The 24,334-nt window shown below is 39.1% G+C and carries 25 protein-coding genes and 1 CRISPR repeat array; all 25 genes read left to right on the top strand.

The features are described from left to right. Positions 1-3: 3 nt before the first annotated feature. The 25 genes from cas1 (at position 4) to galU (ending at position 24,176) form a co-directional block, all read left to right on the top strand. The gene (gene cas1, locus EO114_RS01685) at positions 4-882 is read left to right on the top strand and encodes a type II CRISPR-associated endonuclease Cas1 (RefSeq protein WP_127061163.1); all 879 of its coding nucleotides are present in this window, start codon (positions 4-6) and stop codon (positions 880-882) included. A 4-nt stretch (positions 883-886) separates the two neighbouring features. After that, the gene (cas2, locus tag EO114_RS01680) at positions 887-1,192 is read left to right on the top strand and encodes a CRISPR-associated endonuclease Cas2 (protein ID WP_038144438.1); all 306 of its coding nucleotides are present in this window, start codon (positions 887-889) and stop codon (positions 1,190-1,192) included. Next, a complete protein-coding gene (gene csn2 / locus EO114_RS01675; RefSeq protein ID WP_127061161.1) occupies positions 1,189-1,869 on the top strand; it encodes a type II-A CRISPR-associated protein Csn2 in 681 nt (226 codons plus the stop codon). The genes cas2 and csn2 overlap by 4 nt, the downstream gene beginning before the upstream one ends. 60 nt (positions 1,870-1,929) lie before the next feature. After that, positions 1,930-2,229: a CRISPR direct-repeat array (repeat unit 36 nt; unit sequence GTTTGAGAGTAGTGTGATTCTGTAAATGTCTCAAAC). Positions 2,230-2,728: 499 nt separating this feature from the next. Next, positions 2,729-4,798, top strand: coding sequence for a polyribonucleotide nucleotidyltransferase (locus EO114_RS01670; protein WP_127061159.1), 2,070 nt, complete (start codon positions 2,729-2,731; stop codon positions 4,796-4,798). Between the two features lie 12 nt (positions 4,799-4,810). Then, a complete protein-coding gene (locus EO114_RS01665) occupies positions 4,811-5,260 on the top strand; it encodes a deoxyuridine 5'-triphosphate nucleotidohydrolase (RefSeq protein WP_009353037.1) in 450 nt (149 codons plus the stop codon). A 153-nt stretch (positions 5,261-5,413) separates the two neighbouring features. Next, complete coding sequence (locus EO114_RS01660; protein ID WP_127061157.1) at positions 5,414-6,331, top strand: DUF535 family protein; 918 nt, start codon at positions 5,414-5,416, stop codon at positions 6,329-6,331. 11 nt (positions 6,332-6,342) lie between these two features. After that, complete coding sequence (gene nrdR / locus EO114_RS01655) at positions 6,343-6,816, top strand: transcriptional regulator NrdR (RefSeq protein WP_062401889.1); 474 nt, start codon at positions 6,343-6,345, stop codon at positions 6,814-6,816. Further along, the gene (gene gmhA / locus EO114_RS01650) at positions 6,809-7,381 is read left to right on the top strand and encodes a D-sedoheptulose 7-phosphate isomerase (protein WP_127061155.1); all 573 of its coding nucleotides are present in this window, start codon (positions 6,809-6,811) and stop codon (positions 7,379-7,381) included. Before nrdR ends, gmhA begins: the two co-directional genes overlap by 8 nt. Beyond that, the gene (locus EO114_RS01645) at positions 7,374-8,858 is read left to right on the top strand and encodes a PfkB family carbohydrate kinase (protein WP_127061153.1); all 1,485 of its coding nucleotides are present in this window, start codon (positions 7,374-7,376) and stop codon (positions 8,856-8,858) included. The genes gmhA and EO114_RS01645 overlap by 8 nt, the downstream gene beginning before the upstream one ends. Then, positions 8,855-9,820, top strand: a complete 966-nt coding sequence (rfaD, locus tag EO114_RS01640) for an ADP-glyceromanno-heptose 6-epimerase (RefSeq protein WP_127061151.1) — start codon at positions 8,855-8,857, stop codon at positions 9,818-9,820. The genes EO114_RS01645 and rfaD overlap by 4 nt, the downstream gene beginning before the upstream one ends. Next, positions 9,820-10,353, top strand: a complete 534-nt coding sequence (gene gmhB, locus EO114_RS01635; protein ID WP_127010772.1) for a D-glycero-beta-D-manno-heptose 1,7-bisphosphate 7-phosphatase — start codon at positions 9,820-9,822, stop codon at positions 10,351-10,353. Before rfaD ends, gmhB begins: the two co-directional genes overlap by 1 nt. 214 nt (positions 10,354-10,567) lie before the next feature. Further along, positions 10,568-11,167 carry an ECF transporter S component gene (locus EO114_RS01630; protein WP_062401874.1) on the top strand — a complete coding sequence of 200 codons (600 nt, stop codon included), beginning with the start codon at positions 10,568-10,570 and terminating at the stop codon, positions 11,165-11,167. Between the two features lie 133 nt (positions 11,168-11,300). Further along, positions 11,301-11,462 carry a hypothetical protein gene (locus tag EO114_RS01625; protein ID WP_009353045.1) on the top strand — a complete coding sequence of 54 codons (162 nt, stop codon included), beginning with the start codon at positions 11,301-11,303 and terminating at the stop codon, positions 11,460-11,462. Positions 11,463-11,676: 214 nt separating this feature from the next. Further along, positions 11,677-12,276, top strand: a complete 600-nt coding sequence (locus tag EO114_RS01620) for an ECF transporter S component (RefSeq protein ID WP_126940889.1) — start codon at positions 11,677-11,679, stop codon at positions 12,274-12,276. A gap of 127 nt (positions 12,277-12,403) precedes the next feature. After that, positions 12,404-13,426: a metal ABC transporter solute-binding protein, Zn/Mn family gene (locus EO114_RS01615; protein WP_127061149.1), complete on the top strand. Its 1,023-nt coding sequence runs from the start codon at positions 12,404-12,406 to the stop codon at positions 13,424-13,426. A 78-nt stretch (positions 13,427-13,504) separates the two neighbouring features. Then, on the top strand, positions 13,505-13,648 hold the full coding sequence (gene scfA, locus EO114_RS01610) for a six-cysteine ranthipeptide SCIFF (protein WP_009353042.1): 144 nt from the start codon (positions 13,505-13,507) through the stop codon (positions 13,646-13,648). 315 nt (positions 13,649-13,963) lie between these two features. Then, positions 13,964-15,358, top strand: a complete 1,395-nt coding sequence (scfB, locus tag EO114_RS01605; RefSeq protein WP_127061147.1) for a thioether cross-link-forming SCIFF peptide maturase — start codon at positions 13,964-13,966, stop codon at positions 15,356-15,358. Between the two features lie 29 nt (positions 15,359-15,387). Further along, positions 15,388-17,646 (top strand): carbamoyltransferase HypF, encoded by a 2,259-nt coding sequence (gene hypF, locus EO114_RS01600; protein WP_127061145.1) that lies wholly within the window; start codon positions 15,388-15,390, stop codon positions 17,644-17,646. Positions 17,647-17,654: 8 nt separating this feature from the next. Next, positions 17,655-17,909, top strand: coding sequence for a HypC/HybG/HupF family hydrogenase formation chaperone (locus EO114_RS01595; protein WP_009353557.1), 255 nt, complete (start codon positions 17,655-17,657; stop codon positions 17,907-17,909). Continuing rightward, complete coding sequence (gene hypD / locus EO114_RS01590; protein ID WP_009353561.1) at positions 17,866-18,984, top strand: hydrogenase formation protein HypD; 1,119 nt, start codon at positions 17,866-17,868, stop codon at positions 18,982-18,984. Before EO114_RS01595 ends, hypD begins: the two co-directional genes overlap by 44 nt. After that, a complete protein-coding gene (gene hypE / locus EO114_RS01585) occupies positions 18,985-19,992 on the top strand; it encodes a hydrogenase expression/formation protein HypE (RefSeq protein WP_009353578.1) in 1,008 nt (335 codons plus the stop codon). A gap of 102 nt (positions 19,993-20,094) precedes the next feature. Further along, on the top strand, positions 20,095-20,541 hold the full coding sequence (locus EO114_RS01580; protein ID WP_062401864.1) for a hypothetical protein: 447 nt from the start codon (positions 20,095-20,097) through the stop codon (positions 20,539-20,541). A 57-nt stretch (positions 20,542-20,598) separates the two neighbouring features. Then, a complete protein-coding gene (locus tag EO114_RS01575; protein ID WP_127010775.1) occupies positions 20,599-21,705 on the top strand; it encodes a hypothetical protein in 1,107 nt (368 codons plus the stop codon). A 9-nt stretch (positions 21,706-21,714) separates the two neighbouring features. Next, positions 21,715-23,274 (top strand): LptA/OstA family protein, encoded by a 1,560-nt coding sequence (locus EO114_RS01570; protein WP_062401859.1) that lies wholly within the window; start codon positions 21,715-21,717, stop codon positions 23,272-23,274. A gap of 14 nt (positions 23,275-23,288) precedes the next feature. Further along, the gene (galU, locus tag EO114_RS01565) at positions 23,289-24,176 is read left to right on the top strand and encodes a UTP--glucose-1-phosphate uridylyltransferase GalU (RefSeq protein WP_127061143.1); all 888 of its coding nucleotides are present in this window, start codon (positions 23,289-23,291) and stop codon (positions 24,174-24,176) included. The last annotated feature ends 158 nt before the right edge of the window (positions 24,177-24,334 follow it).

The following is a 24,334-nucleotide window of genomic DNA, read 5'->3' as shown; positions in this document are numbered from 1 at the left end:
ACTATGAGTTGGCGCACGGTAGTTATCACTAAGCAATCAAAACTTGATTTTAAGATGAATTATATGATTGTTCGGCAGGGATTCGATGTAAAGAAAGTGTTTATTGATGAGATTTACATGGTGATTATTGAATCTACGGCAGTTAGTTTAACTGCCGTGCTTCTCAATGCATTAGTAAAAGCTAAAGTTAAAATAGTTTTTTGCGATGAAAAGAGGAATCCTAGTAGTGAAGTAATGCCATTATATGGTTGTCATAATACAAGTAAACGATGCCGCGAACAAGCTAACTGGGATGATGAAATTAAGGGGCATATTTGGAGTCGTATCGTAGCTGAGAAGATTCATAATCAAGCTCGTGTGCTTGAAAAGAATGGGCATACTAATGAAACCAATATGCTATATGGCTATATTGATAGTATATGCTTTAATGACATAACTCAGAGAGAAGGACATGCAGCGAAAGTATATTTTAATAGCTTGTTTGGCAGTACTTTTACGAGAGAGCAAGAAAACCCTATTAATGCTGGATTGGATTATGGGTACAGTATATTTTTATCTGCTGTTAATCGTGAGATTGTTAGAAATGGATATATAACACAATTGGGAATTAATCATCGAAATCAATTTAATTCTTACAATTTAGGGTCAGACCTAGTAGAGGTATTACGAGTATTTGTGGATAACAAAATAGTCGACTTAGCCCCTAAGGAGTTTGGAAAGGAAGAAAAACTTAGTCTAGTGAGTTTACTAGCTTTAGATGTAAAAGTAGAAGGTACTAGCTTTATTTTAAAAGATGCCATAGGAATCTATTGCAAAAGTGTATTGGATGCACTGACATATAAGGATCCAGATTTAATTAGGTTTATTACATATGAGCTATAGATTTATGAGAGTATTCGTAATGTTTGATTTACCGACAGAAACATCGGTTCATAGGAAAGCCTATCGTGATTTTAGGAAATATTTACTAGTAAATGGATTTATTATGCTACAAGAATCGGTGTATGTGAAGTTGGTATTAAATACAACAAGTGTTAAATTGCTGGAAAAACAACTTCGAGAACATAAACCAGCAGATGGAAATATTTGTTTATTAACCGTAACTGAAAAGCAATATTCTAAAATGGAAATATTGATAGGAGAAACACAGTCTGAAGTGTTAGATACAACAGAAAGAGTGATAGTCCTATGAAGCTATTTTATCAGGATTCAACCATTGAGATAGACTTGAATAGTACAAAAGTTAACTATTTATGTATTGAAAAGCATAGTGTTTTTCGACATATGATTCTAGAACTATATGAGCAATATAATGGGGGAGAAGGACCTTGGATATATAATGTGAATGCTGAAAGGATAGCGATTGATAAGTCTTTTCATATTATCATGAACCCCATTCAAGTAGATGTAAATAGTAAAACAATCTTAACAAAGTTGAATGCTAATTTAGTGAAAGAAAGTAATTTGATGATGGAAGATTTGCACGATGTAGTATGTAAGCTGCATCAGTTCTTCTATAAATTAGAGTTTGGAGCCAACATTGCACTTGAACATAAAGAAGAAATTGTAGCAGCGGATCTTATTAAGTTAGGAGGATTTAAAATACATGAAAGTGATACAGATACAGTGGCTCGTTTAATAGACTACATTGATATTGTTCATGAATTATTAGATCCAGATTTATTTGTAATTATGAATATAGATTTGTATTTAGACCTAGAGGAATTAGATCAATTTTTTAATACTATATTAGCTAAACATCTATGTTTTCTATGTATATCTTCAGGTTCATATGGGCTACAAAATATTGATAAATCTTTAATTTTTTGTTACACTTTAGATTATTACTTTTTCTTGTTTTATGTTTGAGTTAAGGTTTAATCTTTTTTTTTACAATACATGTTATTGTTAATTGAATTTTTATTTTTTGTTTGAGAGTAGTGTGATTCTGTAAATGTCTCAAACTATAAGAAAAAAGATATTGTCGATGTTTTAGTTTGAGAGTAGTGTGATTCTGTAAATGTCTCAAACTATTATAAAGTCTTTAATGCAGAAGTATTTGTTTGAGAGTAGTGTGATTCTGTAAATGTCTCAAACGGAAGAAGATTTAAATAATCCAGAGTTATTGTTTGAGAGTAGTGTGATTCTGTAAATGTCTCAAACCACTACTTACATCTCAGAACCAGCTGAATAGTTTGAGAGTAGTGTGATTCTGTAAATGTCTCAAACTAAAATTTCTAGGGTATAGCCATATTCTTTACTTATAAGTAATTAAATGTTAATAATAACTATCGAATGTTTTTCAAAATATGATATACTATCAGTAGCTGATATATATTTCCAAAAGGTATCAACTAAATACATATAAAGTTTACGTGTTTTGCGATATAGCAAGCTTCTAAACTTTAGCTGAAAGTGTGGTTTGAGAGTAGTGTGATTCTGTAAATGTCTCAAACTCTTAATTATGTGGGTAACCACATGTAACTTGTGCATGTATAAAGGTTAAATTAATAGTATGTTTATAATAGGAAGAACGCCAAACATGCATTTTATGAAAATGGTACGTTTGAATATATTAGAGGCTAGATTAGACTGAGATTACATAGTCTAATCTTTTTTTTATAAACTTTCACGAACCATTATCAGTAAATTGTATTTCCCTCTCCACTCGTGTATAATAACAACTATAAAGATTTTTAAGGATAAAGAATTAAACAGGAGGCATGGAATGAATCGATTCCAAATGGAACTTGCTGGTCGCACGTTATCAATCGAAACTGGCGAGTTAGCAAAACAAGCAAGTGGTTCTGCATTAGTACAATATGGTGATACGGTTGTATTGGTTACAGCAACGGCATCTAAAGAGGCAAAAGATATTGACTTTTTCCCATTAACAGTAGATTACGAAGAAAAAATGTATGCTGTTGGTAGATTCCCAGGTGGTTTTATTAAACGTGAAGCACGTCCACCAGAGTCTGCTATTTTGAATAGCCGTTTGATTGACCGTCCAATTCGTCCTTTATTCGATAAAGGTAGCCGTAATGAAGTACATGTAGTAGCTACTGTATTATCTGTTGATCATGACCATGCACCTGAAATCTGTGCGTTGATTGGTGCTTCTGCGGCATTATCTATTTCTGATATTCCATGGGCAGGTCCTATCGCTGGCGTGCGCATGGGCCTTGTAGAGGGCAATATTGTGGTGAACCCAACCAAAGCACAATTAGAAGCAACTACATTAAATATGGTAGTAGCTGGTACAAAAGACGCGATCTTGATGGTAGAAGGGGAAGCGAATGAAATTCCTGAAGATGTCATCTTAGAAGTGATCATGACGGCTCACGAAGAAATCAAAAACATCGTAGCTTTCCAAGAAACTATGGTAGCTGAAATTGGTCATGCAAAACGCGCGTTCCCAATTAAAGAAGTAGACCCAGTGGTAGCAGAAGCAGTTCGTGCCTATGCACATGACAAATTAGATGCAGCTGTACGCTGTGCAGATAAAGTGCAACGGGAAGAGCAACAACAAGCTGTGTTCGAAGAAGTATTGGCTCATTTTGCGGAACAATTCCCAGAGCAAGCAGGCGATATTTACGCTACATTAGAGAAAATGGTGAAAGAAATTGTGCGCCATATGATTACGGTAGAAAAAATCCGTCCAGATGGCCGTCAATTAGATGAAGTTCGCCCTATTTCTTGTCGCGTTAGCGCCTTGCCACGTACGCATGGTTCTGGCTTGTTCACACGTGGTCAAACACAAGTATTAAACATTTGTACCTTGGCTCCATTATCTGAAAAACAAACTATCGATGGCATTGGTCTAGATACAGAAAAACGCTACATTCACCATTATAATTTCCCATCTTTCTCTGTAGGGGAAACTCGTTCCTCTCGTGGTCCTGGACGTCGTGAAATTGGTCATGGTGCGTTGGCTGAAAGAGCATTATTAGCAGTTCTTCCAACAGAAGCAGAATTCCCATATGCTATGCGTTTAGTATCTGAAGTATTAGAATCCAATGGTTCTAGCTCCATGGCCAGCGTATGTGGTTCTACTTTATCCTTGATGGATGCAGGGGTACCGATTACAGCGCCAGTAGCAGGGGTGGCAATGGGTCTTGTAACGCAGGATGAACATTACACAATCTTAACAGATATCCAAGGTATGGAAGATGCTTTAGGTGATATGGACTTTAAAGTAGCAGGCACTACAAAAGGTGTGACTGCCATCCAAATGGATATTAAAATTTCTGGTTTATCTCGTGAAATCTTAGAAGAAGCATTAGCGCAAGCTCACAAAGGTCGTATGCACATCATGGGTAAAATGATGGAAGCGATCCAAGCACCACGTGAAGAAATGTCTAAATGGGCTCCTCGCATCGTAACGATGAAAATTGATCCAGATAAAATCCGTGACGTTATCGGTACAGGTGGCAAAGTTATCCGTGGCATTATTGAAGAAACTGGTGCTAAAATTGACATCGAAGATGATGGCACTATCTCCATTGCTGCCGTAGAAGCGGAAGCGGCTGAAAAAGCAATCCAAATCATTACGAACTTGACAAAAGAAGTAGAAGCAGGCGAAGTGTACATGGGTAAAGTCACTCGTTTGATGAATTTTGGTGCTTTTGTAGAAGTATTGCCAGGTAAAGAAGGCTTAGTTCATATTTCTCAATTAGCAAGAGAACGTGTAGAAAAAGTAGAAGATGTAGTCAATGTAGGCGATGAAATTATGGTTAAAGTTATCGAAATCGATGACAAAGGTCGTATCAATTTGTCCCGCAAAGAGCTATTAAAATAATTGAGGTGCACTATGGATATTCGTGGATTTGAAGTAGTTTCTGCCTTTGAAGGACAAGGTATCAATTTACCGAAGCGTAAGACTTCTGAAAGTGCAGGCTATGATATTGAATGTGCAGAATCTGTTGTAGTAGGCCCTAAGGAAACAGTATTGATTCCTACAGGATTGAAAGCGTTCATGCATTATGATGAATATTTAGCGATCCACGTTCGCTCAAGCATGGCTATCAAACGAGGTTTGATGCTTACCAATAGTACAGGGATTATTGACTCTGATTACTATAACAATGAAGATAACGAAGGTCATATTATGATTGCTGTGTATAACATTACAGACGCTCCCGTTGCCTTAGAAAAAGGAGAACGAGTAGCACAAGGTATCTTCTCCAAATACTTACTCACAAATGATGACGATGCGCGCGGTATTCGTACTGGTGGTATTGGTAGCACAGGCAGTAAATAACAACATATACTAAGGAATGTAACCACATTTCTTTCACTAGAGAGTTTTAAGGCTTAGTCTTAGAACTCTCTAGTTTTTTGCATATCATTGAATTTCATTGTTGAAATGGAGTATAATATAGTTTGATATAGTCTATCCTAAGGAGGATGTACCGTGTTTACATATGCAAAGCAACAATGGGAATTAGGTAAAAGAATATATGGATACCATAGCTGGCGTGAAAAACGACGTATTTTTTTATTCACTGCCCGTTCCTATAAAAATAAATCTCAGTTGAAACAATTGGAAGCCTATTTTGAACACTATCATAGCTATCCAAATTTGTTACAAGATCAAGAGGGTATTTGGGAGATTATTAATCGTGTATTCTTCTACAAAGAATCTACAGCCCAAGAACGATTAACCTGTATTACACAACATTTTGATATGCTACCGAAATATGTGACAGACGATGCGATTCGATCCTTGTACAGTCCCTCTGAAAGCGGCATTCGATTATGGCATTCTGAAGAATTAGCTTTAGAGGCGACCTTACGTTTTATGACTGGTCAACGGAAAGAAGGCTTACTTAGTTTGCTCTTAACCTACGAAGGGGATGGAATCTATCATATCAACTTCCGATTAGGTGTGGATCCATCGGGACAACCATGTATTTGGGTTGGTACTATACAAGGATATAAAGAGGGCTTAGATAAGGCGAAGAAGCTAACGAAAACAATGCATGGCTATCGTCCTAAAAATTTTATGTTTTTTCTATTACGCCAATTAGCCACTTGCTTAGGTATTGAGACCTTGTATGCAGTGTCCGATGAAGGGTTCTATACGAATACGCATTTGATTCGTTTCAATCGTCATAAATTAGTGAAATTTGATGACTTTTGGGAAGAATTAGGGGGACATGTATGGGAACAAGACTCTCGATTCTTTGTGATTCCTTTAGAAGAGGAACGGAAAACCTATGAAACAGCGAAAACACATAAACGAAATATGTATCGCAAACGCTATGAAATGTTAGATACTTTTATAGAAGAAATTCAACAGCAAGGAAAGACTTTCTTGCGCAACCAATAGGAGGATACGGTATGAAATGTCCTTATTGTCATCATGATGAAATTAAAGTGACAGATTCACGGTCTACTGACGATAATAATATTCGTCGCCGTCGAGAATGTATGAGTTGCGGAAAACGCTTTACGACCTATGAAGTCATTGAAGATTTACCAATCATGGTGATTAAACGAGATCAGAAAAAAGAATTATTTGATCGATCTAAATTGATGAATGGCTTGTGGAGATCTTGTAGTAAACGAGGCATTTCCACAGATCAATTGGAATCGATTGTAAATGAAACAGAAAAACAAATTCGCATGGAAGTAGAGCAAGAAGTGACTACGGAGCGAATTGGTGAAATTGTATTGTCCTTGTTGAAAGATGTAGACCAAGTTGCCTATGTGCGATTTGCCTCTGTCTACCGACAATTTAATAATGTAGAAAGTTTTTTAAAAGAATTACACGAATTATTGGACAATCATGGAAAGGATACAACACATGAGTGAGTTACATCCAATTGTTAGTGCCCGTTTTTCAGATCATGTAGATACATTGAGTGCTACTTATGAAGTAATGGGTGTTATCGAAGCCATGGCGGAGCGTTGTAAGGCAGCGCTAGCAGCAGGCAATAAAATTTTATTTTGCGGTAATGGTGGTTCCGCTGCAGATTCTCAGCACTTAGCAGCAGAATTAGTGGGACGGTTTCAAAAAGAACGCCGTTCTTTGGCTTCTATTGCATTGACTACAGATACGTCTATTTTGACAGCTGTAGGCAATGATTATGGGTATGATGAAGTATTTGCCCGACAAGTAGATGGCTTAGGCCGGTCTGGAGATATTTTGATTGGTATTTCTACATCTGGAAATAGTAGAAATGTGGTAAAAGCCGTAGAATCTGCTCGTAATATTGGTATGCATACCTTTGCTTTTACTGGTGAAGGTGGCGGAAAGATGGCAGAGTTATGCGATTTAACTTTTGCAGTGCCATCTAAAGTGACAGCCCGTATTCAAGAAATGCATATTTTAGCTGGTCATATTTTATGTGAATTGGTGGAAGAAGACTATGCCTAATCGTACATTACAATCGTTTTTGCTTCGTGATTTACCACAATTACAAGTAGGGGTTATTGGTGACTGCATGTTAGATCGCTATATTTTTGGCGATGTAAGTCGTATCTCTCCAGAATCTCCAGTGCCTGTGAATTTAGTGCAACGTGAAACGGAAGTGTTAGGCGGTGCTGCCAATGTAGCAAATAATTTAGCTCAATTAGATTGCCAAGTGCATATGGCATCTCGTATTGGCGATGATGCACATGGTAAGATTGTACGCCAATTATTAGAAGATAATGGTATCCAAAGTACTGGCGTCTTTACTGAAGATTCTATTCCGACTACCACGAAAACACGCATCTTAGGTGGACAACAGCAAATGATTCGCTTAGATTATGAAGTGAATCAGCCTGTGTCCAGTGCCAGTGAAACAGCTATCCTTACTTGGCTAGATGAGTTGTTGCACAAAGGATTGCAAGGCCTTGTGATTTCTGACTATGGTAAAGGTATTTGCCAACCATCCTTGTTAAGTCAAGTATTCAGTAAAACTCGTGCTGCTGGCATTATGACTATTGTGGATCCGAAAGGTTCTGACTGGTCAAAATATAACGGTGCTACTTGTATTACTCCTAATGTGAAGGAACTCAGTGAAGCTGTAGGCTATGAAGTGCCCAACACAGATGAAGCGGTTGTGAAAGCAGCACGTCATATTTTGGATAACATGGAGCTAGACTTTATCATTGTTACGCGTTCTGCTAAAGGGATTACCTTAGTTCGTAAAGATGGCAATGTGTGGCACAATGCAGAAACGAAACAGCAAGATGTATTCGATGTGAGCGGTGCCGGCGATACGGTAGTGGCCATGATGCTCACTACATTAATTGCGGGCTTATCTATCCGAGCCGCTTTAGTAGCAGCCAATGCAGCAGCAGGTGTGGTGGTATCCAAAGTAGGTACCTATCCAATTCACCGTCAGGAATTATTAGATTTATTGTCTTCTATGAAAGCAAAAAAAGAAGATAAAGAAAGCATCTATTCTGTAGATGCATTAGCCCAAAAGATACGGTTGTGGCAAGATCGTGGTGAAGTGGTTGTCTTTACGAATGGTTGTTTTGATATTTTACATCGTGGTCATTTGACCTATTTAAAAGAGGCAGCAACACTGGGTGATCATTTGGTGGTGGCCCTCAATTCAGATAGCTCTGTGCGTCGTTTAAAAGGGGATAGTCGTCCTATCAATCATGAACTAGATAGAGCCTTATTGATGAGCTCTTTAGGCTTTGTAGATGGTGTGGTTCTATTTGAAGAAGATACGCCAGCAGAGGTGCTTTCACAGTTGCGACCAAATATATTGGTTAAAGGTGGAGATTATAAGCCAGAAGACGTCATTGGCAAGGAGTTTGTAGAGGAAGTACAAATCTTGCCGTTCCAAGAGGGATATTCCACAACAGGAATCATTGAACGTATTCAAGGATTAATAGAGGAAGGAAAACTATGATTATTGTTACTGGTGGTGCTGGCTTTATCGGCTCCAATATTGTAAAACAGTTGAATAATAAAGGTCGCAATGATATTTTGATTGTTGATGATTTAACGGATGGTCGTAAAATCCGCAACATTGAAATGTTGGATTTTGCAGATTATATCGATTATGAAGATTTTGATACTGCGGTAGAACAAAATACCTTTGATTGTGGACCTATCGAAGTGGTATTCCACGAAGGTGCTTGTGCAGACACTATGAATTATGATGGTAGATATATGATGAAAAATAACTATGAAGGATCTAAAAATCTCTTTCATTATTGCCAAGAACGTCGAGTTCCTTTCATCTATGCATCTTCTGCATCCACCTATGGACATGGGACTAATGGATTCCGCGAAGACCCATCTTGCGAACAAGCTTTAAATCCATATGCGTATTCTAAACTACTATTTGACCGCTATGTAGCAAAATTTAGAAACCAATTACAATCTCAATGTGTGGGCTTACGCTATTTCAATGTCTTTGGACCGAATGAAACACATAAAGATAAGATGGCATCTTTGGTGCGTCAAATGTATTATAAATTGATGGAAACTGGTGAAATTACACTCTTTAAAGGCATCGATGGATATGGTGACGGTGAGCAAACCCGTGATTTTATCTATGTAAACGATGTGGTAAATGTGAATTTCTATTTCTGGGAACACCCTGAAATTAGTGGTGTATTCAACTGTGGTACAGGTCATGCTCATACATTTAATGAGTTTATGAAAGCAGTTATTTCCTATGCGGGAAAAGGCTCTATTCGCTATATTGACTTCCCAGAGGTGTTGAAAGGTAAATACCAAAGCTACACCCAAGCTGATACAACGAAGTTGTTGGCAACTGGCTATGACAAAGGATTTACACCATTAAAACAAGCAGTTCATGAATATTGTGAGTTATTAGCGACTAATGAAGGATATGTAAAATAATGGAAACTAGACAGGTATTATTTTTAGATCGTGATGGAGTTATTAATGTAGATGTAGGATATTTAAGTGATCCTGCGAAATTGGAATTTATTCCAGGTGCTATTGAGGCTATGCAAGAGGCACAACGCCGTGGGTATGACATCATTGTAGTGACAAACCAAAGCGGAGTGGCTCGCGGATACTACACAGAAGACGATGTGCATCAGTTACACGAAGAAATGTCTCGCCGATTAGAGGCAGAAGGTGTGAAAGTATTGGCCTACTATTACTGCCCACATCATCCAGAAGGATCTGTGGCAGAGTACACGAAAGACTGTGATTGCCGCAAACCAAATCCTGGTATGTTGACGAAAGCAATTCAGGACTGGAATGTAGATGTGGATGGTAGCTTCCTAGTCGGTGATAAACCATCTGATGCGCAGGCTGCTGAGTCCATTGGCATGCGTGCGTACCCATTTGAAGAAGACAACTTAATGACATTCTTAGAGCCTATTTTTGCCTGGGAAGAAGGCAGAAAGCTATTGGGGCTGTAATGGTAGAACGAACACTTGTATGAGGCACCTCATAAGGTGTTCGTTTTCTTGTAGTGTAAGAAAAGTTACATTTTATGATTGACGGAATAGCTGATTTGTACTACTCTATACGAGGAACTAACTGTATAGTCTGTATCAAGAAGAACAGAACTGAGTTCCATTTTTTTATTAGTGGTTCGACTTATATCCTAAGGGAATAAGAACGGAGGAAAACATGGAAAAAGAAACAGCGTTGCAAACACAACCATCGCAAAAATTTACGGTACGTCAATTAACGATTATTGGCTTATTGGCAGGGATTACGATTGTACTTGGCATGACAGGATGGGGCTTTGTGCCAATCCCACCAATTAGTGGGACCATCTTGCATATTCCAACCCTTTTAGGTGGTATCGTAGAAGGTCCTAAAGTGGGGATGTCAGTAGGGTTCTTATTTGGTGCTTACAGTATGGTACGAGCGTATATGTCACCGAATGTTTTATCTTTCGTGTTTATGAATCCAATCATTTCTATATTACCAAGAATGTTGATTGGTTTAGTAGCAGCGTTGGTATATATGTACTTGCCAGTTAAGGTAAGAGCTATCCGTATTGGTGTAGCCGCTTTCTTAGGAAAAGTCACAAGTACTATCCTTGTATTGACTGGTATTTATACAATCTATGGTGTAGAATTTGCAAAGGCAACACACATTTCACAAGAAGCTGTATTTGATGTGGTGATGGGTATTGCATGGTCTCATGGTATTCCAGAAGCACTATTAGGAGTAGCCGTTGTAACACCTGTGGCACTAGCTGTCATCAAAAAATTTAAATGATAATGAAATTGAGTGTATAGACTGCTCATGCATTCAAGTACGGATTTTTTAAATCGGATATAATCAAGAAGTGAATTAGCAAAGACTGATCACTTCTTGTTTTTTTATGTGTTAGGAGGAGTATACTCATGAATTGGAAAAACGATTAATCTACTTTGTGGGTGATAAACCTTCTGATGTACAGGCTGCTGAAGCGATTGGAATGCGTGCCTATCCATTTGAAGAAGAAAATTTAATGACATTCCTAACACCTATCTTCGCTTGGGAAGAAGGCAGAAAATTGTTAGGGCTGTAATGGTAGAACGAACACTTGTATGAGGCACCTCATAAGGTGTTCGTTTTCTTGTAGTGTAAGAAAAGTTACATTTTTTGATTGACAGATGAGCTATTTTGTACTACTCTATACGAGGAACTAACTGTATAGTCTGTATCAAGAAGAGCAGAACTGAGTTCCATTTTTTTATTAGTGGTTCGACTTATATCCTAAGGGAATAAGAACGGAGGAAAACATGGAAAAAGAAACAGCGTTGCAAACACAGTCATCGCAAAAATTTACGGTACGTCAATTAACGATTATTGGTTTATTGGCAGGGATTACCATTGTACTTGGTATGACAGGTTGGGGCTTTGTGCCAATTCCACCAATTAGTGCTACTATCTTGCACATCCCAACTATCTTAGGTGGTGTTGTGGAAGGGCCTAAAGTAGGTATGTCAGTAGGTTTCTTATTCGGTGCGTACAGTATGGTACAAGCTTACATGGCGCCTAATATTTTATCCTTTGCATTTATGAATCCTATTATTTCTGTATTGCCAAGAATGTTGATCGGTTTAGTGGCAGCGTTGGTATATATGTATGTACCAATTAAGGTGAAAGCCATTCGTATCGGCTTAGCTGCATTCTTGGGAACAGCTACTAATACAATCCTTGTTATGACTGGTATTTACACAATTTATGGTGTAGAATTTGCAAAAGCTACACATATTTCACAAGAGGCAGTATTTAATGTTGTGATGGGTATCGTATGGTCTCATGGTATTCCAGAAGCCTTGTTAGCAGTAGCTGTTGTAACACCAGTGGCAATTGCGGTGATTAAGAAGTTTAAATGATAATGATATTGAGTGTATAGACTGCTCATGCATTCAAGCACGGATTTTTTAAATCGGATATAATCAAGAAGTGAATTAGCAAAGACTAATCACTTCTTGTTTTTTATGTGTTAGGAGGAGTATACTCATGAATTGGAAAAAACGATTAACCTATTTTGTATTAGGAGCTACTATGGTGGCTACTGCAGTAGGTATTGCTGGGTGTGGCAGTGATACAAAACAAGCAGCACCAGCTGAAAAAATGAAGGTCGTTACTACCGTGTTCCCTGTATATGATGTAGCGAAACAAGTAGGGGGAGACAAAGTTGATGTGACTTTATTAGTGCCTCCAGGAGCAGAACCACATGATTGGGATCCAACTGCAAAAGATTTAAAAGAAATTGGTACTGCTAAAGTGTTCTTATATAGCGGTGCAGGTTTGGAACCAACAGAAAAGATTTTAGAAAAAGATGTGCTACAAAAAGCGCAACCTGTAGAATTGTCTAAATCTGTTACTTTGTTGCCAGCTCCAGATGAAGATGAAGACGAACATGATCATGACCATGACAAAGATCATAAAGACGACAAAGATAACCATAATAAAGCTCAAAAAGAAGATAAACATGAGCACGAACATGAACATGGCGAGTTTGATCCACATGTATGGTTAGATCCAATGAATGTTGCTAAAGAAGTAGATGCCGTTGTAGAAGCCTTCTCTAAAGCAGACCCTACGAATGCAAAATACTATGAAGCTAACGGCAAAGCATACAAAGAAAAATTACAAGCTTTGCATGCTAAATATGAAGAATTTGGTAAAACACAACACGACAAACATTTAGTGGTTAGCCATATGGCATTTGGTTACTTAGCAAATGCATACGGTTTTGAACAATTGGGTATTATGGGCGTATCTCCAGATGCTGAACCAACACCAGAACGAATGGCTGATATTGTGGCGTTCATCAAAGAACATAATGTAAAAGCAATCTTCAGTGAAGAATTGGTAAGCCCTAAATTGGCTAATGCTATCGCTGCTGAAACTGGCGTAAAAGTGTATGTATTAAACCCTGCAGAAGGTTTAACAGAAGAACAAGCACAAAAAAATGTGACATACCTTGACATCATGGAAGAAAACCTTAAAACATTGAAAGAAGCGTTAGCTCACTAATTCCTATGCCTTTTGCTTGCTTGAAACGGTATTAGATGATAATATAATAGAGTAAGTTTGTGCTTAGGAGGAATGAAGATGTCTAAACGTATTCGTACAATTAACACTGAATCCCTACAAAAAACTGCTAAAACAGGCGGCTGCGGCGAATGTCAAACATCTTGCCAATCTGCTTGCAAAACTAGCTGTACAGTAGGTAACCAAGTGTGCAAACAAAAATAATCATTCGATTAGCAATAAGCTGTTCACCATATGGTGGGCAGCTTATTTGCTTTATATTACTTCTAGGATTATACTAAAAGTGTTACTATAAAACATACAAAAATCCCCCTAGATGTACCAGAACTAGGGGGATTCTGTATGCTAACCCTTTATATCTTTAGCTTATCTAAATTATAATATAGGTCCTTCAAAAGTACAATTTTTTGCATACTATAATTTTAGAAAAAGTATACTCTATATTGATAGCTTTCTATACGTCATGGGTATAAAGTGATATAATACAAATTAGACTTTAGTAAGTTAATGGAGGTATGAATGTTAGAATTACAACCGATGATTCATAAATTTAAAATGAAAGATAAGTTCTTTCTATTGGATGTAAATAGTGGAATTATTCATGTGATTGATGAGCTTATCGATCGTGTATTAGATATCTATAATGGCACAAACCGTGATGCTGTACATAGTGCGTTAGATGCTACAGAGGATGCAGCGGAATTAGATGAAATTATGGATGAGTTAGATGAACTCATCAAAGAGGAAATGCTCTTTGCTCCTATGTCAGCAGAGTTCAAACTAGTGGTAGATGAAAAGCCAATTGTAAAAGCTCTTTGCTTAAACATTGCTCATGATTGCAACTTAGCTTGTAAGTATTGTTTCGCTAGTCAAGGTGATTACGGCGGAGTAAAACGAGAATTAATGAGTTTTGATGTGGCGAAACGTGCTGTAGATTTCTTGATTTCCATGAGTGGTCCACGCCAGCATTGTGAAATCGATTTCTTTGGTGGTGAGCCATTGTTGAACTGGGATGTAGTGAAACAAACCGTAGAATATATTGAATCCATTCAAGAAAAACACGGAAAAATCTTTAAATTGACATTGACCACTAACGGCATGTTGTTGACACAAGATAAAATTGACTATGTAAATGAACATGACATGAGTTTGGTGCTGTCCCTAGATGGTCGTGAAGATGTGCATAATAGCATGCGCCCAAGTTCTGGTGGCAAAGACACTTACAATACAGTAGCGAAGAACTTAGTGAATGCTGTTAAACAACGTGATGGCCGTGAATACTATGTGCGTGGTACTTATACGCATAATAACTTGGACTTCTGTAAAGACGTAGAAGCTATGTCAGATTTAGGGTTTGAGCATTTGTCTATGGAACCAGTGGTTGGCGAAGACGGAGCCTATGTATTACGTCCTGAGGATATGCCGATTATCGAAAAAGAATATGAAAAATTGGCGGACTTATATTTAGAACGTCAACTAGCAGGTTGGGGTGAGAAATTTAACTTCTTCCACTTCCGTATGGACTTATACCGTGGACCATGTATGGCAAAACGTTTGCGTGGTTGCGGAGCTGGTCATGAATATATGGCTGTTGTACCAAATGGAGATATTTACCCATGTCACCAATACGTAGGTAAGGATGGCTATGTGATTGGTACGGTCTTTGATGGTTTGAAAATTTATGACATACCGACACAATTTAGAAATACTCACGTATTTACGAAAGAAACATGTGCCAACTGTTGGGCAAAATTCTTCTGCTCCGGCGGTTGCCATGCGAACAATGAAACATTAGGTGGAGACCTTAGCACACCATACGAAATGGGATGTAAATTACAGAAAAAACGTATCGAATGTGCTATTATGATCCAAGCTGAACTGGATGCAGCGGGGATCCGACAAGAAAATCACTAAAATTTTATAACTGAAGGGAGGCGGGTTCTATGAAAGCATACACCATACATGTAACAGGCATTGTACAGGGCATAGGATTCCGCCCCTTTGTGTCTAAACTAGCCCATGAAATAAGACTAGTGGGGACAGTGAGAAATGACACGAGCGGTGTGGAGATACATATACAAGGTGTAGAGGCAGATTGTCGACTGTTTATAGAGCGATTGCAATCTGACTTGCCTATGCATGGACGCATTGATACTTTGCGTGTAGAACCAAGCACAGTACAATCATTGCACTCGTTTACGATAATCTTTTCCCAAGGTGCTCAGGGCAATGCCTTTATTGGCGCCGATATGGCACCTTGCGAGGCATGCTTGCAGGACATACAAGACCCTGAGAATCGACGCTTTCAATATGGGTTTACAAATTGTACAAATTGCGGCCCTCGGTATACGATTATTGAAAGTACTCCTTACGACCGTAATACAACGTCTATGAAGGCATTTCCTATGTGTGAAGACTGTCAGAAGGAATATGAGGATTTCGAAGGTCGACGATACCATGCGGAGCCTAATGCTTGCGAGCAGTGTGGACCGATGTTTACATTACAAGGTACAGATGGGATGGTGTTGGCTACTGGACAGGATGCCATAGAGCAAGCCAAAGAGTACATACAACAAGGTGCCATTGTGGCATTAAAAGGTGTAGGCGGCTATCATTTGGTCTGTGATGCGTTACAAGAAAATGCAGTACAAACCTTGCGTCAGCGTAAAGGACGGCCTAGAAAACCCTTAGCGGTCATGGCAGGGTCTTTGGAAACGGCAAAACAGTATGTGCATATATCGCACACAGAAGAAGAACTATTGTTGAGTCCTGCAAGGCCTATTGTGTTGTTGCGAAAGGTAGCAGAGCATAATACTGTGGCACCTAGTGTAGCTCCTGGTATGGAAACCTTAGGCATTTTGCTGCCCTATGCTCCATATCACTACAGTTTAGTACCGTCTAATGCTCTATGGGTTATGACTAGTGCGAACCGAAGTGGTGATCCTGTATTATATAATGATGCCCAGGCATTGGAAGAATTACAGGGGATAGCAGACTATATATTGACTCACAATCGGGAGATTATCTCTCCTGTAGACGATTCTGTGGTACAAGTGGTGCATGATACATCAATCATGATTCGCCGTAGCCGAGGATACGTACCTGTATCCATTCCTGTAGTAGCATTAGAGAAGAGGTCAACTATGCTAGCTATGGGTGCAGATATGAAGGCAGCATTTGCGATGAATCGAGGTTCTCATGCTATCCTTAGCCCCTATATGGGAGATATGGAGCATCAGCGAGTACAGGATTTGTTATGGTCCACAACAAAGCGCTATGAAGACTTATTTCAATTACAACCAACAGAGGTCATCGTGGATGCCCACCCGAATTACTACACATCACAGTGTGGTAGAAACTATGCAGAGAAACATCAATTACCTGTCATAGAAGTGCAGCATCATCATGCCCATGTGGCAGCGGTACTGGCAGAGTATAATATTCAGGAACCAGTGTTAGGTATTTGCTTTGATGGGACAGGATATGGCACAGATGGCACTCTATGGGGCGGTGAGTTTTTATATTGTCATCAAGAGCATATGGAACGTATGGCACATTTGAGTTATGCCCCCTTGCCAGGTGGTGAAGTGGCAGTACGAGAACCATGGCGTCAAGCATTGTGGTATGTGAATCAGATCTATCCATCAGGGGTACCCACAGTCATAGAAGAGTGGAAGAAAACACTACCTAAGGGAGGGGAACTATTAGAGAAAATGATGCCTCATATGCAGATGATACAGTCTTCTAGCGGTGGTCGTTTATTTGATACGGTAGCGTCTTTGTTAGGGGTAGGCCATGAGCATCTCTATGATGCGCAACTTGCTATCGAGTTAGAACAACTGGCGCTTTCAGAGAGGGGCACTATCCTAGACATGAAGCTGGACGGAACGGTATTAGATACAATGAGTTTAGTACGATCTGTGATAGAACAATTAGAATGTGGTGAAAGTGTAGCAAAAATCTCAGCAAACTTTCACAGAACTTTGATATATTATTTAGGACAGATGGCGAAACAATGTTGTAAGGAGCGACAAATTTCGCATATTGTCTTGTGTGGAGGAGTATTCCAAAATCGCATTCTCCTAGAAGGAGTGATACGGGAATTAGAAGAGTACCATATCCACATTCCTAACCAAAGCCCTTTGAATGATGGTGGTATCGCTTTAGGACAATTATGGTTGGGAAATTATATGAATAGATAGGAGATACTATGTGTTTAGCAGTACCTGCACAGTTGGTGCATATTAATGAATCCATCGGTACCGTAGAATTAACAGGAGTGCAACGGGAGTGTAGCCTGTTATTGGTGCCGGAAGCAAAAATTGGAGATTGGCTATTAGTCCATGCGGGCTGTGCCGTACAAATTGTAGATGAGGAGGAAGCTCGTTTGACCCTTGAGGCATTCCGCGAGTTAGAAGAACTTGAACAAGATTACTTTAACAGAAAAATCGAAGGTCGCTGCTAGTCTACTAGAGCGCATTCGTGAATTACATAATCCGGAAGAAAGGGTGCGGTTTATGGAAGTCTGCGGGACCCATACCGTGGCTATCTTCCGTGAAGGCATCCGTCAAATGCTACCAAAAGGCATCGAGCTGATTAGTGGTCCTGGATGTCCTGTGTGTGTGACAGATCAACAATACATGGACCAAGCTTTGGCGTATGCAGCTCAAGATGACGTAGTGATTGCCACCTTTGGAGATATGCTAAAAGTACCTGGTACGACAGGTAATTTATGGCAATCTAAAGAAGAGGGTGCCCACATTGAGATTATCTATAGCCCAATGGAAGTGCTTTCCTTAAGTGAACAATATCCAGATAAGAAGATTATCTTTTTAGGCATTGGCTTTGAAACAACTATAGCTGTCATAGCAGCTACAATACAGGCGGTTCATGCAAAGGGACTCAAGAATGTATTTTTCCTGATTTCTCATAAATTGGTGCCTCCTGCATTACGCGCTTTATTAAGTAATCCAGATCATCAAATTGATGGATTCTTATTGCCAGGTCATGTAAGCGTTATCATTGGAGAACAGCCGTATCAATTCTTAGCTGATGAATATCATATGCCAAGTTGTATTGCTGGCTTTGATGGTGTGGAAATTTTAGCAGCCATTGTAAATCTCTTAGAACAACGTAAAGAAAAGAAATTTTATGTAGGAAATACATATCGGTCTGTGGTGGCAAAAACGGGAAATCCAGTAGCACAACAATTAATGGATACCTTGTATGAGCCGTCTGATGATGGTTGGCGTGGTATTGGTACCTTACCTGCATCAGGATTAAAGTTGCGAGGTGAATGGTCTGCTTATGATGCATTAGTACAATTACCATTGCCTCCGTTTACCACTAGTGATGGACCGAAAGGTTGCCAATGTGGGTCTGTTATCCAAGGGATGATTCATCCTGATGCATGCCCTTTATTTGGCAAACTTTGTACGCCAGAGCATCCAGTAGGAGCTTGTATGGTATCCGTAGAAGGTAGTTGTTCAGCTTGGTATAAATACGGTTTTTCCAGCGGTGGAATGACCTGGGAGGAATAAATGGAACGGATTCGGTTAGTCCATGGTAATGGTGGTAAATTTAGCCACGAACTAGTGGACAAATATATTGTGAAATATTTTTCTAATCCAATATTAAATGAATTACATGATGGGGCTGTATTTCCCGTTACTAATGGGCGTATGGCTATGAGCACAGATTCCTATGTAGTGACGCCGCATATATTTCCTGGTGGTAACATTGGTAAGTTAGCTGTATGTGGTACAGTGAATGACTTAGCCATGATGGGTGCTATTCCTCAGTATTTGTCTTGTGGACTCATTTTAGAGGAAGGTTTGCCTATCCCTACGTTAGAAGTGGTGCTACAAACCATGTCTGATATGGCACAACAAGCAGGTGTTTCTATCATTACAGGAGACACGAAGGTGGTAGAAAAGGGTTCTGTTGACGGAATCTACATCAATACAGCCGGTGTAGGTATTGTACCGGACTATGTACAGTTAGGCACTCCCTATATTGAAAGTGGTATGAAAGTTATTGTATCCGGCACCTTGGGTGACCATGCCATTGCTGTTATGGGAACTCGGTATGGATTAGATTTGCCAGACACAATTCAGACAGATTGTGCTCCCTTACATACTATGTCCCATGCCTTATTGGAAACATTTGGAAAAAATATTGCTTTTTTTAGAGATCCTACTCGCGGTGGATTGGCTACCACATTACAAGAAATTGCAAATTCTGCTCAAAAAGGGATTCGATTGCAAGAGTCTGCCATTCCTGTCCGTGAGGAAGTGCAAGCCGTATGCCAAGTATTAGGGTATGACCCATTGTATTTAGCCAATGAAGGTAAAATGATTGCCATTGTACGTGCTGATGTGGCAGATGATGTAGTGCAGATGATGCGGACTTTTACAGAAGGTTGTGATGCTGTCATCATTGGTGATATAGTGAATGGTAATGCTGGTAAAGTAGGTTTACAAACGGCAGTAGGCGGAATTCGTTTGTTAGATATGCTCGGAGAAGACCAAGTTCCACGGATTTGCTAAAAAATATAAGATTTCATGAAAAAATCATGGATATCTCATATACTTTGTATAGAATAAAAATTTATTTTTTGATACAATGGAAAGGAAAAGGAGGATATTACGATGAAAAAACAAATCGTAGCTGCTATGGTAGCATTCTCAGTAGCCACTGTGGGTGTTGTTGGAGTGCAACAAGCTCAGGCGTTCAATTTAGGAAGTTTATTAGGAGGCGCCTTGAAAGTGGGAGGCGTGGGCTTTCTAGTAGATAAATATGGAGACTCCATTAATAATTTTTTGAACAATTTATTAAAGCAAAATAATTTGAGTACTACCTATTCAACAAAAGTAGTTCCTATTGTTAGTCTTGGTAAAGGCGGACATATTGGTGCAGCACAGATAACAGGACCTAGTAGTGAAGTGGAACGTGTGGAAGCGGTAGCACAAATTGAGGCTAGTTTTAATTCCGTAGCTCGCGTAAAAGGACTAGTACCGATTGACAGTACGAACCCAACGACTGCAAACCGCATTCAAGGGGTTGGCGTATCCGCAATTATAGATTTGAAGATTTAATGGATTAGCACGGGCTTGCCCGTGCTATCTATGTGTTAGTAGAGATGAGGAGATACTATGAAACGTTCTGCTGTATTAGGAGCTGTATTTGCTCTTTTAGCAACAAGTGTATGGGCTGCACCAGACACAGTATTAGAAAAAACAGAAGCTTTGGAAAGTACTGTGTATGGTAAAGTACAAGTAGGTGCATTAACAGATCGAGTACATCAATTACAAGATACTATTTATGGTACAAAACAACAAGGTAGTATTACAGGGCAAGTGGAATCTTTGTATACATCTGTGGAAGGTCAAGGAACAAAGGTAACATTGCATCAAGAAGTCAATGCTTTGGAATGGATGTATTATGATGAAGTTCATAGTGGCTCTCTCGTAGAACGCATTGGCGAAATGGAACGCAGTGTGAATGGACTAGAAGCAAAAGGTTCTTTACAAAGTCGTGTACAAAAATTAAAGCAATCTATTTTTGGAACACAAGTAGCATTGCGAACAAAACTAGGAACTATTGGGGCTGATCAAGTATTTACTCTAGAATTAACAGAACCAGTAACATCTCAAAAAAATGTGAAAGATGATGTAGTTCATGTCAAAGTAGCAGAAGATGTAATGGATGGGGAAACTCTGTTGATTCCTAAAGGAACAGTAGGTACTGGCCATATTACGGAAATTACAAAAGCAAGATCTTTTGGACGTAATGCAAAATTAAACATTGTATTTGATAAATTACAAGGTATTGATGGTACAGTTTTCACAGCCATCCAAGGTGAAGAAGCTAAGTCTAAAACAAAGGGAGAACTAAAAGCGGCTGGTGCGTCTGTAGCAGGGGCTGTTTTATTAGGACCTGTAGGCCTTGTAGGGGGCTTCTTTGTAAAAGGTAAATCTATTGATTTACCAGTAGGAACTCTTGTGTATGTACAGCCTGAATCCTCTGTTACTATTTCTGGGGTGGAAGTGCATGGTGTAGATACGGGAGCTGTGCAAAAAGCTCCTGTGGAGCCAGTGGTAGCACCAAAAGCAGCAGCAGAACCAGTAGCAGCATCAAAAGTAGTAGCTGAATCAACGCCAGCTCCGGCTGTAAAAGCAAAAGAAGAACCTGTACAAGTGGTACCAGATGATTCTTTAACTGAAAAACCTGTCATCATTGTAAAACGTGAGAAAGACTAGGAGATGAGCATGAAAAGATATTCTGTAACAGCCGCTGCTATTTTGACGGCATTGGCATGTACACAAGGCCATGCCCAAACAGTAGATGCTACGACCCCAGTATTCGAAGCCGCTCCAAAGGTTGCCGAAACTCAGTATGTGCAAATGCCTAAGACTTCCACAGTATCTACAGATACACAGTATGCGCCAAATTTGCAGGTTAAAGCAATTGAAAAAAAAGGCAAACAAGTGGTAGAAAAACCGGCTGTACCAGTTCGTATTGATGCAGATAAAATGTATTATAACGATACTACTGGTCGTGTATGGGCCAATGGCGCTGTAGAAGTAGAACGGGGCAATCAACAACTATTGTCAGAAAGACTAGAAGGTAATACGAAGACCCAGCAATATGAAAGTGTATCGGACTATCACTTTTTAGAAGATAAAGGGGATACAAAGGACTTAAAAGGTTCTCATATTACCTACAATGCTACTACTGGAGCAGCTCACACAAAAAATGTATTTGGCTATGCTGATCCCTATTGGGTAAAAGCAGAAGTAGGTGACTTTGATGGTAAAACAGGGCGCATTGAAAAAGGTTGGTTAACGACAAAACATGCCATTGCTTTTAAAGGGGCACCTGATTATCGTGTGGAAGGGGACTATATAGAGGTATTCCCTGGAGATAAAGCAGTCATTCATAATGCAAGCTTTTATATTAAAAATAAACGGATTATTTCTGTAAATAAATATACGGTGTCTTTGCGTCAAGATAAACAAGGACAAGTGAGCGTATTTTCCTTTGTACCAAGACCGAAATATAATTCTTCTGATGGATTGAGTTTAAATGGTAAAATTGACTATCCAGTATCTAAACATGGGGAACTTTTCTTACATTATACTTGGGGAACTCATATTGGGTTTAAACCATCCTTTGGGTATGTTCATTTCTTGCCTTGGGGGGAAGCAAAAATAGCGTATAGTCGCGAGTCAGCTACATTAAATGCGAAAAAAGTATGGGTCGAGAAGAAGCCTGAATTATCGGTAGATACGCATGCGTATCATCTTGGTAGCACTCCTGTGACTATTCGTGGTGGTGTTAGCTATGGTAAATGGTATGAAGGTCATATCAAGGGAACTCATGCTAAGATGTATGGTGAAGTATCTCATGACCCAGTTCATATAGGGCCTAATACAGAGGTTACCTTCTATGGTGGTTACCAACGTGACTACTACGGATATAATTCGTCGGTTCGTTCTATGCCATATTGGGGTGTAGCTGCTAACACCAACCTAGGACCTCGTGTGAAAGCTTGGGCGGGATATCGTCAAAGTAATGTATCTGTCTCAGCCGACTCTCCATATCCATTTGATCAAATTGATGTGAAGTATAATTTATACTATGGGCTAAGTGTACAAGCTACTCGATTAGATCGCTTTAGTGTACAGATACAACGAGATATGCAGACTCATGAGTTACGGTATGTAGATCTTACATGGCATCGTGATTTACATTCCTTTGAAGGATCCTTGACATATCGTACAAAACAAAAGAAATGGGAATATACATTGGTAGCGAAAGATTTTTAATCTAAGGGGAAACCATGAAAAAAGTTAGAAAAGCAGTGATTCCAGCGGCAGGCTTTGGTACACGCTTTTTACCAGCCACTAAGGCACAGCCGAAAGAGATGTTGCCTATTGTGGATACACCAACAATACAATATATTGTGCAAGAGGCTATCGATTCAGGTATTGAAGATATTCTAATTATTACGGGACGCAATAAGCGTGCGATTGAAGATCATTTTGATACTAGTGTGGAGTTAGAGCAATTATTGCAACAACAAGGTAAGCAACAACATCTTGATATGGTGAGAAATTTGGCGAATATTAAAGTTCATTACATTCGTCAGAAAACAGCCCGTGGATTGGGTGATGCTATCTATTGTGCGAAGTCTTTTATAGGGGATGAGCCATTTGCTGTTCTCTTAGGGGATGATGTGGTCTATAACCCACAAAGACCATGCTTGAAGCAATTAATCGATTGTCATTATGCCCATGATGGCGTAACAATTTTAGGAACTCAATTTGTAGCTCCAGAAAAAGTTAGCTCCTATGGTATTGTGTCAGGTAGTGAAATCGAACCGAATGTGTATGAAGTAGCAGGTTTGGTAGAGAAGCCACCACTTGAGTATGCTCCATCGAACTTGGCGGTATTAGGTCGTTATATTCTGACGCCAGATATATTTGATGAATTAGAAAAAACTCCCCAAGGGGCGGGCAATGAAATTCAATTGACCGACGCGATTGCTAGACTTTCCTCAAGAATTTTAGCTTACTCTTATGAAGGAGTGCGCTATGATATAGGCGATCGATTAGGATATTTAAAAGCGACTGTAGAATACGGTTTACGAAATCCACAGTTGGCTGAGGCATTTAAATTGTATTTGCAAGACTTAGATATTGATTGTATTATGAATCATAGATCTTAGTTGTATAGAATCAACGGATATTGTGAGGTGAATGCCTTGTGATATCCGTTTTTTCATAACTATTCATCGCATAGTAAAAATACATTGTGATACATATCACAGAGGCCTGTATTTGCTAGACTGATGCAGTAATATATGATTGGTCTCATATTGTGAAA

The organism is Veillonella sp. 3627, from assembly GCF_003992195.1.
Lineage (GTDB): Bacteria > Bacillota > Negativicutes > Veillonellales > Veillonellaceae > F0422.
The sequence above is the reverse complement of the archived record's forward strand: the minus strand, read 5'-3'. Positions and strand labels throughout refer to the sequence as shown.

Coding starts and splice junctions, on each gene's coding strand:
- gmhA (WP_127061155.1), top strand. CDS start 6,809: ATGAGTGAGTTACATCCAATTGTTAGTGCCCGTTTTTCAGATCATGTA.
- EO114_RS01665 (WP_009353037.1), top strand. CDS start 4,811: ATGGATATTCGTGGATTTGAAGTAGTTTCTGCCTTTGAAGGACAAGGT.
- EO114_RS01620 (WP_126940889.1), top strand. CDS start 11,677: ATGGAAAAAGAAACAGCGTTGCAAACACAGTCATCGCAAAAATTTACG.
- csn2 (WP_127061161.1), top strand. CDS start 1,189: ATGAAGCTATTTTATCAGGATTCAACCATTGAGATAGACTTGAATAGT.
- EO114_RS01615 (WP_127061149.1), top strand. CDS start 12,404: ATGAATTGGAAAAAACGATTAACCTATTTTGTATTAGGAGCTACTATG.
- EO114_RS01570 (WP_062401859.1), top strand. CDS start 21,715: ATGAAAAGATATTCTGTAACAGCCGCTGCTATTTTGACGGCATTGGCA.
- cas2 (WP_038144438.1), top strand. CDS start 887: ATGAGAGTATTCGTAATGTTTGATTTACCGACAGAAACATCGGTTCAT.
- hypE (WP_009353578.1), top strand. CDS start 18,985: ATGGAACGGATTCGGTTAGTCCATGGTAATGGTGGTAAATTTAGCCAC.
- EO114_RS01575 (WP_127010775.1), top strand. CDS start 20,599: ATGAAACGTTCTGCTGTATTAGGAGCTGTATTTGCTCTTTTAGCAACA.
- scfB (WP_127061147.1), top strand. CDS start 13,964: ATGTTAGAATTACAACCGATGATTCATAAATTTAAAATGAAAGATAAG.
- scfA (WP_009353042.1), top strand. CDS start 13,505: ATGTCTAAACGTATTCGTACAATTAACACTGAATCCCTACAAAAAACT.
- nrdR (WP_062401889.1), top strand. CDS start 6,343: ATGAAATGTCCTTATTGTCATCATGATGAAATTAAAGTGACAGATTCA.
- rfaD (WP_127061151.1), top strand. CDS start 8,855: ATGATTATTGTTACTGGTGGTGCTGGCTTTATCGGCTCCAATATTGTA.
- cas1 (WP_127061163.1), top strand. CDS start 4: ATGAGTTGGCGCACGGTAGTTATCACTAAGCAATCAAAACTTGATTTT.
- EO114_RS01595 (WP_009353557.1), top strand. CDS start 17,655: ATGTGTTTAGCAGTACCTGCACAGTTGGTGCATATTAATGAATCCATC.
- hypF (WP_127061145.1), top strand. CDS start 15,388: ATGAAAGCATACACCATACATGTAACAGGCATTGTACAGGGCATAGGA.
- gmhB (WP_127010772.1), top strand. CDS start 9,820: ATGGAAACTAGACAGGTATTATTTTTAGATCGTGATGGAGTTATTAAT.
- EO114_RS01670 (WP_127061159.1), top strand. CDS start 2,729: ATGAATCGATTCCAAATGGAACTTGCTGGTCGCACGTTATCAATCGAA.
- EO114_RS01630 (WP_062401874.1), top strand. CDS start 10,568: ATGGAAAAAGAAACAGCGTTGCAAACACAACCATCGCAAAAATTTACG.
- EO114_RS01645 (WP_127061153.1), top strand. CDS start 7,374: ATGCCTAATCGTACATTACAATCGTTTTTGCTTCGTGATTTACCACAA.
- EO114_RS01580 (WP_062401864.1), top strand. CDS start 20,095: ATGAAAAAACAAATCGTAGCTGCTATGGTAGCATTCTCAGTAGCCACT.
- galU (WP_127061143.1), top strand. CDS start 23,289: ATGAAAAAAGTTAGAAAAGCAGTGATTCCAGCGGCAGGCTTTGGTACA.